The 12830-nt window shown below is 71.9% G+C and carries 8 protein-coding genes and 4 pseudogenes; 6 read left to right on the top strand and 6 right to left on the bottom strand.

Annotated elements, in window-relative coordinates; genetic code table 11:
* Window positions 1-91 precede the first annotated feature (91 nt).
* Together ACZ8AI_RS09470 and ACZ8AI_RS09475 are read left to right on the top strand one after the other, a co-directional pair.
* Window positions 92-1498, top strand: coding sequence for an MFS transporter (locus ACZ8AI_RS09470; protein ID WP_464858027.1), 1407 nt, complete (start codon window positions 92-94; stop codon window positions 1496-1498).
* A gap of 292 nt (window positions 1499-1790) precedes the next feature.
* Complete coding sequence (locus ACZ8AI_RS09475) at window positions 1791-2567, top strand: endonuclease/exonuclease/phosphatase family protein (protein WP_464858028.1); 777 nt, start codon at window positions 1791-1793, stop codon at window positions 2565-2567.
* A 231-nt stretch (window positions 2568-2798) separates the two neighbouring features.
* On the opposite strand, the gene ACZ8AI_RS09480 is transcribed toward ACZ8AI_RS09475, so the two are convergent.
* The 3 genes and pseudogenes from ACZ8AI_RS09480 to ACZ8AI_RS09490 all read right to left on the bottom strand — a co-directional run bounded on the left by ACZ8AI_RS09480 (window position 2799) and on the right by ACZ8AI_RS09490 (window position 5462).
* Window positions 2799-3449, bottom strand: coding sequence for a methionine ABC transporter permease (locus tag ACZ8AI_RS09480; RefSeq protein WP_464858029.1), 651 nt, complete (start codon window positions 3447-3449; stop codon window positions 2799-2801).
* A gap of 17 nt (window positions 3450-3466) precedes the next feature.
* Window positions 3467-4506 (bottom strand): annotated as a pseudogene (locus tag ACZ8AI_RS09485) (methionine ABC transporter ATP-binding protein).
* Window positions 4506-5462 (bottom strand): MetQ/NlpA family ABC transporter substrate-binding protein, encoded by a 957-nt coding sequence (locus tag ACZ8AI_RS09490; protein WP_464858030.1) that lies wholly within the window; start codon window positions 5460-5462, stop codon window positions 4506-4508. Before ACZ8AI_RS09490 ends, ACZ8AI_RS09485 begins: the two are co-directional and overlap by 1 nt.
* 295 nt (window positions 5463-5757) lie before the next feature.
* On the opposite strand from ACZ8AI_RS09490, the gene ACZ8AI_RS09495 reads away from it, so the two are divergent.
* Window positions 5758-6129, top strand: a complete 372-nt coding sequence (locus ACZ8AI_RS09495) for a 2'-5' RNA ligase family protein (protein WP_464858031.1) — start codon at window positions 5758-5760, stop codon at window positions 6127-6129.
* A 35-nt stretch (window positions 6130-6164) separates the two neighbouring features.
* Here ACZ8AI_RS09495 and ACZ8AI_RS09500 read toward each other — a convergent pair whose 3' ends face one another.
* The 3 genes from ACZ8AI_RS09500 to ACZ8AI_RS09510 all read right to left on the bottom strand — a co-directional run bounded on the left by ACZ8AI_RS09500 (window position 6165) and on the right by ACZ8AI_RS09510 (window position 9402).
* Entirely contained in the window at window positions 6165-7412 is a 1248-nt protein-coding gene (locus ACZ8AI_RS09500; RefSeq protein ID WP_464858032.1) for a D-arabinono-1,4-lactone oxidase, read from the bottom strand.
* 97 nt (window positions 7413-7509) lie between these two features.
* Entirely contained in the window at window positions 7510-8988 is a 1479-nt protein-coding gene (locus ACZ8AI_RS09505) for an MDR family MFS transporter (protein WP_464858033.1), read from the bottom strand.
* Between the two features lie 132 nt (window positions 8989-9120).
* On the bottom strand, window positions 9121-9402 hold the full coding sequence (locus tag ACZ8AI_RS09510; protein ID WP_464858034.1) for an acylphosphatase: 282 nt from the start codon (window positions 9400-9402) through the stop codon (window positions 9121-9123).
* A gap of 105 nt (window positions 9403-9507) precedes the next feature.
* Between ACZ8AI_RS09510 and ACZ8AI_RS09515 the strand changes: the two are divergent.
* From ACZ8AI_RS09515 to ACZ8AI_RS09525, 3 pseudogenes are all read left to right on the top strand, one after another.
* Window positions 9508-10228, top strand: a pseudogene (locus ACZ8AI_RS09515) (NUDIX hydrolase).
* A 7-nt stretch (window positions 10229-10235) separates the two neighbouring features.
* Window positions 10236-11646, top strand: a pseudogene (gene nadA / locus ACZ8AI_RS09520) (quinolinate synthase NadA).
* Between the two features lie 16 nt (window positions 11647-11662).
* Window positions 11663-12736 (top strand): annotated as a pseudogene (locus ACZ8AI_RS09525) (L-aspartate oxidase); the annotation flags it as partial.
* Between the last annotated feature and the right edge of the window lie 94 nt (window positions 12737-12830).

Raw genomic sequence — 12830 nt, forward strand, 5'->3', positions numbered from 1 at the left:
CGTCGTTCTCATTCTGCAATGCAGAAGTCGCGCGCGAGGGGGCGCTCGCCGGACAGTGCGCGCGTCGGCCGGGCATAGCATCGGACACGACATGGCGACGATGACGACGACACGACGACGGGGGAGCACGGCGGTGGCGGTGCTCGTCGCGGGCACCTTCTTCATGGAGCTCCTGGACGGCACGATCCTGGCGACCGCGGCCCCGGCGATGGGCCGTGACCTCGGGGTCGACTCCGCGGCCGTCGGCGTCACGATCACCGCCTACCTCGTGACGCTCGCGGTGTTCATCCCGGTCAGCGGATGGCTCACCGACCGCATCGGCTCCCGCACGGTGTTCACCGGCGCGATCGCGCTGTTCACGATCGCCTCGGCGTTGTGCGCGCTGTCGACCGGGCTCGTCGACCTGACGCTCTGGCGCATCGTGCAGGGCCTCGGCGGGGCGCTCATGGTCCCCGTCGGCCGGCTCGTCGTGCTCGAGCGCGCCGGTCGCGAGCAGCTCGTCACCGCCATCGCGATCCTGACCTGGCCCGCACTCGCAGCGCCGATCATCGCCCCGTTCGTCGGCGGCGTGCTCGTCGACACCCTGTCGTGGCACTGGATCTTCCTCATCAACATCCCGCTCGGGATCATCGCCTTCGTCGCGGCCCTCGTGCTCGTGCCGCAGGAGCGGGCGGCCGAGCGCGTGCCGTTCGACTGGTTCGGCTCGCTGCTGGCCTGCTTCGGCCTCGGGTCGCTCGTCGTGATGGCGTCGCTGCTCGCCCTCGACACGGTGCCGGTGCTCGCCGTGGTGCTCTCCGGCGTGCTCGGCGCCGTGTGCTGCTGGCTCGCGGTGTGGCACTTCCGCCGCGCCCCGCACCCGATCATGGGGCTGGACTCGTTCCGGCTGGAGACCTTCCGGGTGTCCCACGCGGGCGGCAGCCTGTTCCGGCTGGCGGTCTCGGCGGTGCCGTTCGTCCTGCCCCTGCTCTTCCAGGACGCCTGGGGCTGGAGCGCCGTGCTCGCCGGCTCCGCCGTCCTCTGGGTCTTCGTCGGCAACCTCGGCATCAAGCCGATGACGACGCCGTTCCTCCGCTGGTTCGGGTACCGACCGGTGATCGTCGTGTCGAGTGCGGTGGCGGCTCTCAGCGTCGTGGCGATGGTGTTCATGACCGAGGACACCCCGTTCTGGCTCCTCGCCGCGCTGCTCGTGGTGAGCGGCGCCGCGCGGTCGGTCGGCTTCACGGCGTACAACACCATCGCCTTCGCAGACGTCGAGCAGGCGGACATGACGCCGGCGAACACGCTGTCGTCGACGCTGCAGCAGACCGCGGCCGGGTTCGGCGTGGCGGTCGCAGCCGTCGTGATCCGGGCCGCCGCCGGGCTCGGCGGGACGGGGCCGTACGACGCCGCGTTCTGGGTCATCGCCGTCCTGCTCGTCGTGGCCTGCGTCGAGGGACTCCTGATGAGCCGCACGGCGGGGGACACCGTGCGACCGGCGCGACGGGTCCGCGCCGCCTGACGCCCGCTCGCCGCCTGACTCCTCCTCGCAAAACGCAACCTCGACGGATCCGCGCAGCGGTACAGCGCTGCGAGCTCTCGCCGACGTTGCGTTTTGCGGCCCGGCCCGGCCCGGACGCCCGGCCCGGCCCGGACGCCCGGCCCGGACGCCACCCAGGGGACGCACGCAGCCGTTCTCCGCACGGTCACACGCACGAAACCCGGCCCGCGCTACAGTCTCAGCAATCGTTTGCGATCGCCGAGTACGGTGACCGCGGCAGGGTGACCGGAAACACCCGGAACAGGAAGGCAGCATGGCCGCGCCACAGCAGCAGGGGACGATCGCAGCCGAGACGGCAGCGGAACCGACCGGGCTGCGTGTCGTCAGCTACAACCTCCGCGAGCACACCGCGAACGGCGAGCTCGCCGCCCTGGCCGAGGCCTCGGACGCCGACGTCATCTGCGTGCAGGAGTGCGACAGCAACGACCTCGCCCCCTCGGTCGCCGGGCTGTCCCTGGCCGCCTCCACCAAGGCGAACCGCCTCGGGCTCGCGATCTACAAGCGCGACGACCGGTTCGAGGTGCAGGACTTCAGCATCCACTCGCTGCAGAAGTCACTGCACGACCGAGTCCTGGCGCCCGCGCACGAGCGGCTGATCGCCATGCACCTGCGCGACACCGAGGCCGACGCCGAGGTCGTCGTCGCGTCCTTCCACGCCTCGCCACTGACCGCCACGAACTCCCTGCGTCGCAAGCAGATCGAGGCCGCGCACCAGTTCCTCCGCGAGCTGGCGAAGGACGCCCCGGCGATCATGGTCGGCGACTTCAACTACCCGTGGTTCCAGACGAACCTCCGCCGGAAGATCGAGCAGCACGGCTTCGCCCTGTCGCTCTCCGACCAGCCGACGTACCTGCGGTACCGCAAGTTCACCGGACACTTCGACTTCGCCACGAGCGTGGGCCTGCACATCGCCGGCGTCGAGACGCTGCCGGCGGGCATCTCCGACCACCGGCCGATCCTCGTGCGCGCGCACTACGAGCACGACGGCGCGACCGGAACCGTCGCCACGGTCGAGTCGCCGGCCGCCTGACGCGCCGAGCGGGCGCAACGCGCCGCCGGCGCCCGCCGAGCGGGCGCAACGGCCGAGCGTGACGAACCGGGCCCGCTCGGGGAGCGCCCCGCGCCCGACCGGCGACGCACTGGAGGCGCGGTGCCGGTCTCGTGGACCGGCACCGCGCCTCCAGGCGGTCGCGTCCACCACCGGGGCCGAGATCGCACTCCGGCGCCCCGCCCCGAGACGGACGCGCGCCGGCGTGCGATCTCAGCGACGCAGGGTCGCGCGGGCCAGCCGGTTGCCGACGAACTGGCCGAGCTGCACGATGACGACGATCGCCGCCACCGACACGTACACGATCCACCAGTCGTAGCGCTGCGACCCGTAGGTGATCGCGTACTCGCCGAGGCCACCCCCACCGATGAGCGCACCCTGCGCCGTCATGTCGACGATGCCGATGTAGATGAAGGTGTAGCCGAGGATGAGCGGCCCGAGGCCCTCGGGGATGAGGACCGTCAGCAGGATCGACACCGGGTGCGCACCCGAGGCCCGCGCCGCCTCGACGACGCCCGGGTCGACCGCGAGCAGGTTCTGCTCCACGATCCGGGACACCGCGAACGCCGCCGCGAGCGAGATCGCGAACGTCACCGCCGGCACGCCGATCGTCGTCTGCACGACCACGCGGGACAGCGGTGCGATCGCCGCGAGGAAGATCACGAACGGGATCGGTCGGACCAGGTTCACGACCACGTTGAGGATCGTGTACGCGGCCCGGTTGCCGAGCAGGTTGCCCGGTCGGGTGGCGTACAGCGCGAGGCCGAGCGCCAGGCCGATGATCCCGGCGATCACGAGGGAGACCAGCGACATCACGATGGTGTCGCGCACCGACGCGAGGAAGACGTCGAACGTGTCGATCACGCTCTGGAACGAGTTGTTCACGCGGCGGCCTCCTCGTCGGTCGTGACGCCCGCGGCGCGCAGGGCGGCGATCGCGGTGTCGATGGCTGCGGGTGTGGCGGCGCCGAGTTCGTAGGTGAGCGAACCGATCCGGCGCTCGCGGATCTCGCCGACCCCGCCGTACACGAGTTCGGCGGTGACCCCGGCCGCCCGGAAGGCGGCGTCGATGCGGTTCTGCAGCCCGGCCTCGTCGGTGATCTGCACCGTGACGAGGCGACCAGGGTGCCGTTCCCGCAGTCGCGCGAGCGTCTCGGGGGAGGGACGGTCGTGCAGCGCGGTCCGGACGAAGCGCTGGGCGGCGTCGGTCTGCGGTGCGGAGAACACGTCGTAGACGTCCCCGACCTCGACGACGCGGCCCTGCTCCATCACGGCGACGCGGTCGGCGATCTGCCGGACGGCGTCCATCTCGTGGGTGATGACGATGATCGTGACGCCGAGCTCGCGGTTCACCCGGCGGAGCAGTCCGAGCACCTCGGAGGTGGTCTCCGGGTCGAGGGCGCTGGTCGCCTCGTCCGCGAGGAGCAGCTCGGGGTCGGCGGCGAGCGCACGGGCGATGCCGACGCGCTGCTTCTGCCCGCCGGAGAGCTGCTCCGGGTAGGCGTGGGCGCGTTCGAGCAGTCCGACGAAGTCGAGCAGTTCGGCGACGCGACGGTCGCGCTCGGCCTTGGCGACGCCGGCGACCTTGAGCGGGTACGCCACGTTGCCGGCGATGGTCCGGGACCGGAACAGGTTGAACTGCTGGAAGATCATCCCGATGTTGCGACGCGCCAGACGGCGGTCCCGCTCGGGGATCGCCGTCAGCTCCTTGCCGGCGACCGTGACCGAGCCCGAGCTCGGCAGTTCCAGCGCGTTCACGAGACGCACGAGGGTGGACTTGCCGGCACCGGAGTACCCGATGACGCCGAGGACCTCTCCTGGTGCACGTCCAGGGAGACGTCCTCGACGGCCACCACGTTCTCGCCGGTGTCGGCGCGGCGGTAGTGCTTCGAGACGCCGCGGAGTTCGACGAGGACAGCCACTACTGCTTGGCCGCCTTCGCGTCCTTCTCGACCGCTGCGAGCTCGGACTGCAGCTTCGAGGCGCTCTCGTCGCGGCTGACGGCCTCGGGCAGGTCCTTCTTGAAGGCCTTCTGCACCGACTCGTCCTGGAACAGCCTCGCGAGGGCGAGGTAGGTCGCGTTGTCCTTGTCGGCCTTGCGGACCGCGAAGACGTTCACGTACGGGGCGGCGCTGGCGCTCGAGGGGTCGTCCTGGTAGATCGCGTCGGAGATCGGCAGGCCCGCGGCGGTCGCGTAGTTGTTGTTCACCACGGCGGCGGCGACGGAGCCCTGCTGCAGCGCGTTCGCGGTCTGCGAGGCGTTCAGCGGCTGGACGTCGACCTTCGACGACTCGATGTCCGTGGTGGTCGAGAAGGCCGAGCCGCCGTCACGCAGGGTGACGAGCTTCGCGGCCTGCAGGATGAGGAGCGCACGCGCCTGGTTGATCGAGTCGTCCGGGATCGCGACCTTGGCACCCTCGGGGAGCGCGGACGGCTTGTCGTACTTCGTCGCGTAGAGCGGCAGCGGGTAGACAGCGGTCGAGCCGATCGGCTGCAGGTCGTCGTCCGAGGTGACGTTGTAGTCGGCGAGGTACTGGATGTGCTGGAACTGGTTGAGGTCCAGCTGACCGTCCTTGAGCGCCGGGTTCGGCAGCGAGTAGTCCGCGAAGTTCGTCAGCTTCACGGTGACGTCGAGCTTCGACTTCGCGAGCTTCGTGTAGGTGCTCCAGTACCCGAGGGACTTGTCGGCGACGCCGATCGTGACGGTCTTCGGGCTGCCCCCTGCGGCGCCGGCGCTGCCGTTGCCGTCGTCACCGGAGCGGACGGCTCCGACGATCACGGCGACGACGATCGCGACGACGACCACCGCGGCGGCGATGATCCAGCCGATCGGACGCTTGCCCTTCGGCTTCTCGGGCAGTGCGGGTGCTGCGGTCATGGTGGTGCTCCTCGTGGGCCGTGCTGTGTGGGGGACCGCGGTGGCCGCGGCGTGCAGTCGAGTGTGACGGGCCGTCCGGCGCGGTGCGAGTTCCGTTCCGCTGTGTTACATCGCAACGGGCACGGGCACGGGAACGGGCCCGTTGTTGGGCGCGCTTGGTTCACTCGGGGGTGCGCAGCATCGAACTCCTCCTGGACCCCGCGTCGGACGCGGCCGTGCGGACGGCGTGGACCGCCCTCGTCGACGCCGACCTGCCGAGTCTCGGTCGGCACCCTCACCGTCGAACGCCCCGCACGTGACCCTCGCCGCCGGCCCGGAGCTCCCCGTGCCGACCGGGTTCGCGGTACCGGTGCCCACCGATGTCCGGCTCGGCGGGCTGCTGCTGTTCCCCGCCGGCCCCACACGGTCGGTGCTCGTGCGCGCGGTGGTCGTCGACGCCGCGCTCGCCGCCTTCCACGAGGCGGTGCACGCCGTGGCGCCCGGCGGCCTCGAGACGTCCTTGCCGGGCTCGTGGTCCCCGCACGTCACGCTCGCCCGGCGGGTGCGCGACGAGGACCTGCCCCGTGCCGTCGCCGCGCTCCGGACGGCGCCGCTGCCGGACTCGCTCGGCGTCGCGGGCGTCCGGCACTGGGACGGCGAGACGCGGGCGATCACGCCCGTCGGCTGAGGCTGTGGTGGGGACCGTCGGCCTGGAGGCGCGGGTCAGCTCCCGAGCACGCGCTCGCCGAACGCGGATGCGAACGTCCGGTCCGGGTCGGCCGCCGCCACCAGGGCGCGGAAGTCCGGCAGCCGCGGGTACAGCGCCTCGACGGCGTCGCGGTCGAGCGAGCTCATCTTGCCCCAGTGCGGGCGCCCACCGAACGGTGCGAGCCGTGCCTCGAGGTCGGGCAGCAGCGCGGCGACCTCGACGGGGTGCTTCTGCCACGTGAAGGCGATGCAGAGCACGTCCTCGCCCTGCGTCGGGCTGAGCCAGAACGGGTCGGCGGCCATGGTGCGGAGTTCGCAGACGTGCAGGTGCGGCTGGATGCGGTCGGCCAGGCTCCGGACGGCCTCGAGTGCTGCGGCGGCGTGCCGCAGCGGGACGAAGTGCTCGCTCTGCACCTCGGACCCGTGGCTCGGCACCGACTCGATCGGGAAGTGCGGCAGCCGGTCCCACCACGGGCCGACGGACCCGTCGCGCGCGGTGTGGTGCTCGTCGCCGGGGGAGCCCGGCAGCCTGGGGGCACCGACGAGCGAGTCCGGCACGGCCACGTCGTCGGCGCCGTCCGGCACGCGGGACTTCAGCAGGACCTCGCCGATCTCGTCGCCGAACACCGTGTACGCGCACACCGAGTAGGCGGCTGCGTGGATCTCGGCGACGTGTGCGGTGAACGTGTCCCAGGGGATCGGGCCGTAGGAGTCCTGCCGCATCCGGTAGCTCGGCTCGACGTCGACGGTCACCCGGGTGACGATCCCGAGCAGGCCGAGGTGCAGCACGGCGCCGTCGAACGACGGGTCCTGCCGGTCGATCGTGCGCGCGGTGCCGTCCGGCCCGAGCACCTCGAAGGAGCGCACGGCGGTGCTGAGCGAGCCGAGGGCGGTGCCGGAACCGTGCGTGCCGGTCGCGATCGCGCCGCCGAGGGAGATGTGGGGCAGCGACCCCTCGTTGTGCAGCGCGAACCCGGCGCGGTCGATCTCCGGCGCGACGATGCCGTACCGGGTGCCGGCGCCCATCGTGGCGGTGCGCTGCTCGGCGTCGACGTGCAGGTCGGTCGGGATCGCGGTGAGGTCGAGCAGGACCCCCGGCGCGTCGGCGGAGTCGTTGAACGAGTGCCGGGTGCCGAGCCCGTGCACGCGGGGTTCGCGCGCGACGATCTCGGCGGCCTCGTCGATCGACGTCGGACGGAGGACCCGTTCGGCCGTGTAGGTGACCGTGCCGGACCAGTTCAGCTCGCTCGTCGTCGACCGCATGCCGCCCACGATGCCACGCGCCGCCGGGATCGCACCCCCGAACGCACATCGCGCCCCGTCGAGACGGGGCGCGATGTGCGTGGGTGGGTGCGAGCGGTCAGTGCATCGCCGGCTTCGGTGCGCCCTCGGGCACGTCGGGCTTCCGGACGAGCGAGGAGGTCGCGATGCCGAACAGCGAGATCACCGCACCGACCAGGAAGGCCGTCCGCACGCCGGAGGCGGTCGCCTCGGCGAGGCCGTCCGCACCCGAGCCGGCGGTCGCGGTGGCCGCGCCGATGGTCAGCAGCGTGACGAACAACGCCGTGCCCGCCGCACCGGCGAGCTGCTGGGCGGTGCCCAGGACGGCGCTGCCGTGCGAGTAGAGCTTCGGGGGCAGCCCGCCGAGCGCCGCGGTGAAGAGCGGCGTGAAGGTCAGGGCCAGGCCGATGCTGAGGACGACGTGCGCGCCGAGCACGAACCACACGCTGGTGTCCACGCCGACGGTGGAGAGTGCCCAGAGCACGGCGCTGATGATGATCGAGCCCGGGATGAGCAGCACGCGCGGACCACGGCGGTCGTAGATCCGGCCGACGATCGGCGACAGGAGCCCCATGATGAGCCCACCGGGCAGGAGCAGGAGCCCGACGTTCAGGACCTCGAGCCCGAGCACGCGCTCGAGGTAGATCGGCAGCAGGATCAGCGTGCCGAACATCGCCATGAAGCTGAGCCCCATCGCGACGATCGGGATCGTGAAGCCCTTCGTCTGGAACGTGCGGAGGTCGAGCAGTGCACGGTCGGCACGCTGGAGGCGCGTCTGCCGGACGATGAAGAGGGCGAGTGCGACGGCGCCGACGACGAGCGCGGTGATCGGCACGGCGGGACCCGTCGCGCCGGCCTCGCCGATGCTCGACAGGCCGTAGACGATCCCGCCGAACGCGAACGCCGACAGCACGACGGAGAACACGTCGAGCGGGGCCTTCCGCGGCGTGGACACGTTCCGCACCTTCACCATGCCGAGCACGAGGGCCGCGAGCGCGATGGGGAGGACGAAGCCGAACAGCCAGCGCCACGAGAACGCGTTGAGGATCAGACCGGAGATCGTCGGGCCGATGGCCGGGGCGACGGAGATGACGATCGAGATGTTGCCCATCACGCGGCCACGGTGCGCGGGCTCGACGAGGGTGAGCACGGTGGTCATCAGGAGCGGCATCATGATCGCCGTCCCGCTCGCCTGCACGATGCGGCCGAGCAGCAGCATCGTGAAGCCGGGGGCGAGCAGCGCGATCAGGGTGCCGGCGGAGAACAGGCTCATCGCCCAGACGAACACCGGACGCGTGTTGAAGCGCTGCAGCAGGAACCCGGTGATCGGGATGACGACCGCCATGGTGAGGAGGAAGCCGGTGGTGAGCCACTGCCCGGTCGCGGCGCTGATGTCGAGGTCGTCCATCAGGCGCGGCAGGGCGACACCCATGATCGTCTCGTTGAGGATGACGACGAAGGCGGAGACGAGCAGCAGCCCGATCACGAGCCGGGTCTCGGCGGGGGAGGGCTGCGAGACGCTCCCGGTGCGGGGTGCGGAATCGACGGCCTGGGTCATGCGGGGCTCCTGGTGGATCACGACTGCTGGAACGAGGGGGCGCAGGACGCGCAGACAGGGCAACCGCCTGGAGTGGATTCGATTATTCCGCTTCGGGCCGACATCCGCAGGTGAACGGTCGGTGCCGGGGCGTCAGTGCAGGATCGCGAAGCCGTCGTCGTCGCCGTGCGGGACCACCGACCGGCAGGCCACGTCGGTCACCGTGGCGGACGGAGGACCGGTGCGGATCCAGGTCATGAGCGCGTCGACCGCCGGAGCCGGTCCCTCGGCCTCGACCTCGACCGTCCCGTCGAACAGGTTCCGCGCGTAGCCCGCCAGGTCCAGCCCGTCGGCCTTCCGTGCGGTCCAGTACCGGAACCCGACCCCTTGGACCGTCCCCGACACCACGGCGTGCATCCTCGTCACCGTCGTCATGTCGCTCAATGTGAGGCGCGCGGTCGGACCGGGAGTTTTCGGCGCTGTTTCGGTCTCGTGAAACCCAGTGATAGTGTCATCCCAACCCGAACACTTCGAGTCATCATGACACTATCTCCTGAACCCCACGAGCCAGCCATCCGCGTCGCGGTCTCGACCGTGATCGTGGCGCTGCGCCCGCACCCCGACACGGGCGCCCCGGCGCTCTGGATGCCGCTCGTAGCGCCGCGTCGCCGAGCCGTACGAGGGGTCGTGGGCGCTGCCGGGTGGTTGGGTCCGCCCCGACGAGGGGCTCGAGGACTCCGCCGCCGCACGCCTCCGCGAGACGACGAACGTGCAGCCGCGCTACCTCGAGCAGCTCTACGCCTTCGGTGACGTCGACCGTTCCCCGAGCCGCGTCGTCTCGATCGTCTACTGGGCCCTGGTGCACCCGGACGAGGCATCGTCGGTGCCGGACGACTGGAACGTCCGGTGGTTCCTCGCCGACGAGCACCCGCCGCTCGCCTTCGACCACGACCGCATCGTCGACTACGCCCTCTGGCGGTTGCGCAACAAGATGTCGTACTCCCGGATCGCGCAGGCGTTCCTGGGGGACCGGTTCACCCTCGCCGAACTCCGCGGGGTGTACGAGGCGGTGCTCGGGCGTGCGCTCGACCCCGCGAACTTCCGTCGGCAGGTCGAGAAGACCGACGCGATCCTGCCGACCGACGAGACCACGAGCGGCGGGCGGCACCGACCGGCCCGGCTCTACCGCTCGAACCCCGATCTGGCCTACGCGGACAACGGCCCGCTGCAGACCGGCACCCCCCAGCAGCGGAACCGATAGGAAAACCGTGTCCATCGCCACCACGATCGAACTGATCTCCAACGGCCAGGCGGCCGGCAGCACCTGCACGCCCGACCTCGCCGCTCCGACCTGGGACTTCGATGCCCGACCCGGCTACGGCCCCGGCTCGTCGATGTCCGACGTCATCCCGACCTCGGCCCCGCGCCAGGGCGTCCTGCCGGACGAGTACAAGCACGCCCCGGTCGACGAGCTCCACGAGCGGATCGAGCGCGCGAAGGCCACCCTCGGCGACCGCGTCGTCGTGCTCGGAGCACTTCTACCAGCGCGACGAGGTGGTCCGGCACGCCGACTTCCTCGGCGACTCGTTCCAGCTCGCCAACGCCGCGCTGACGAAGCCCGACGCCGAGGCGATCGTCTTCTGCGGCGTGCACTTCATGGCGGAGACGGCGGACATCCTGGCCCGTGACGACCAGCGCGTGATCCTGCCGAACCTCGCCGCGGGCTGCTCGATGGCCGACATGGCCGACATCGACAGCGTCGAGGCGGCCTGGGCCGAACTCACCGCCCTCTACGGCACCGAACCCGACGCCGACGGCCGCGTGCCGGTCATCCCCGTCACCTACATGAACTCGGCGGCGGACCTCAAGGCGTTCTGCGGCCGGAACGGCGGGATCGTCTGCACGTCGTCGAACGCCGCGACCGTCCTCGAGTGGGCGTTCGAGCGGGGACAGCGCGTGCTGTTCTTCCCGGACCAGCACCTCGGCCGGAACACCGCGAAGGCGATGGGCATCAGCACCGATCTCATGCCGATGTGGAACCCGCGGCTCGCGGGCGGCGGCAACACCGCCGAGGACCTCGAGGCGGCGAAGGTCATCCTCTGGCACGGCTTCTGCTCGGTGCACCGCCGCTTCACGGTGGACCAGATCGACCAGGCGCGTCGCGAGCACCCCGGCGTGCAGGTCATCGTGCACCCCGAGTGCCCGATGGCGGTCGTCGACGCCGCCGACCACGCCGGCAGCACCGACCTCATCCGGAAGACCGTGGCCGCGGCGACCGAGCCCACCACGTTCGCCATCGGCACCGAGATCAACATGGTGAACCGGCTCGCGGCCGAGTACCCGCAGCACACGATCTTCTGCCTCGACCCCGTGGTGTGCCCCTGCTCGACCATGTACCGGATCCACCCGGGCTACCTCGCGTGGGTGCTCGAGGCGCTCGTCGACGGCGAGGTCCTCAACGAGATCGTCGTCCCCGCCCACGTGCAGGCCGACGCCAAGGTCGCCCTCGAGCGCATGCTCGCCGCGAAGCCGCGTCCGCTCGCCGGCCAGATCGACCCGAGCGCAGAGGCCGGCCAGCCCGACCCGAGCGCGCAGGCCGACCCGCGCGCACACGCCGACCAGAACCCGCAGGCCGGCCCGAGCGCGCAACCCGACCCGACAGCCCCCGCGGCCCGCTGACCGACAGGACCGCACCGTGCACGTCGTCATCGTCGGCTCCGGCATCGCCGGACTGACCGCAGCGATCCGCGCGAGCGCCCGCCACGACGTCACCCTGGTGACGAAGGGCGCGCTCGCCGACGGCGCGACCGCGTACGCCCAGGGCGGCGTCGCGGTCGCGCTCGGGGCGGACGACTCGTCGTCCCTCCACCAGGCGGACACCCACGTCGCGGCCGCTGGCAGCGCCGACGCCCGCGCCGTCGAGGTGCTCTGCACCGACGGACCGGCCCGGGTGCGCGACCTGCTCTCGCTCGGGGTGCCGTTCGACCGCACGGCGGACCCGTCGAGCCTCGACCGGTACGGCGACGACCTCGCGCGCGGCCGTGAAGCCGCCCACGGCCGGTGGCGGGTCGTGCACGCGGACGGCGACGCGACCGGTGCCGCGATCGAGCGCACCCTCGTCGACGCGCTGCACCGCCGGCACGTCACGATCCTCGAGCGCACCTGCCTCACCGACCTCGTCGTCCGCGCCGGAGCCGTGGTCGGGGTCGACGTCCTCGACCTGCTCGGTGAACCCCGGCGCATCGACGCGGACGCAGTCGTGCTCGCCTCCGGCGGCGCCGGCCACCTCTACCGCGAGACCACCAACCCGCTCGTCGCGACGGGCGACGGGGCCGCCGCGGCCTGGCGCGCCGGCGCCGTCCTCGCCGACCTCGAGTTCGTCCAGTTCCACCCGACACGCCTCGCCGTGCCGGACGGCGGACTGGTCTCCGAAGCGGTCCGCGGCGAGGGCGCGGTCCTCCGCGACGCCCACGGACGCCGCTTCATGACCGCGGTGCACCCGGACGCCGAGCTCGCCCCGCGCGACGTCGTCGCCCGGGGCATCGCGAGCGCGGTGCGCGACCAGGGCGGGGAACCCGTCCTCCTCGACGCGACCGGCCTCGACCCCGCGTTCCTCGTCCGACGCTTCCCCGGCCTCACCCGCGCCACCCGAGCGGCCGGCTTCGACTGGACCCGCGAGGGCGTCCCGGTCGCACCCGCAGCCCACTACTCGATGGGCGGTGTCGCCACCGACGCCGAGGGCCGCACCAGCCTGCTGGGCCTCCTCGCGATCGGCGAGGTCGCCTGCACCGGCGTGCACGGCGCCAACCGCCTCGCCTCCAACTCGCTCCTCGAGGGCCTGGTCTTCGCGGTCCGCGCCGCCG

Source organism: Curtobacterium sp. AC273 (genome assembly GCF_979253735.1).

Bases quoted from the DNA above. Each gene is read 5' to 3' on its own strand.
- ACZ8AI_RS09505 (WP_464858033.1), bottom strand. From the start codon at position 8,988: ATGACCCAGGCCGTCGATTCCGCACCCCGCACCGGGAGCGTCTCGCAG.
- ACZ8AI_RS09475 (WP_464858028.1), top strand. From the start codon at position 1,791: ATGGCCGCGCCACAGCAGCAGGGGACGATCGCAGCCGAGACGGCAGCG.
- ACZ8AI_RS09470 (WP_464858027.1), top strand. From the start codon at position 92: ATGGCGACGATGACGACGACACGACGACGGGGGAGCACGGCGGTGGCG.
- ACZ8AI_RS09490 (WP_464858030.1), bottom strand. From the start codon at position 5,462: ATGACCGCAGCACCCGCACTGCCCGAGAAGCCGAAGGGCAAGCGTCCG.
- ACZ8AI_RS09500 (WP_464858032.1), bottom strand. From the start codon at position 7,412: ATGCGGTCGACGACGAGCGAGCTGAACTGGTCCGGCACGGTCACCTAC.
- ACZ8AI_RS09510 (WP_464858034.1), bottom strand. From the start codon at position 9,402: ATGACGACGGTGACGAGGATGCACGCCGTGGTGTCGGGGACGGTCCAA.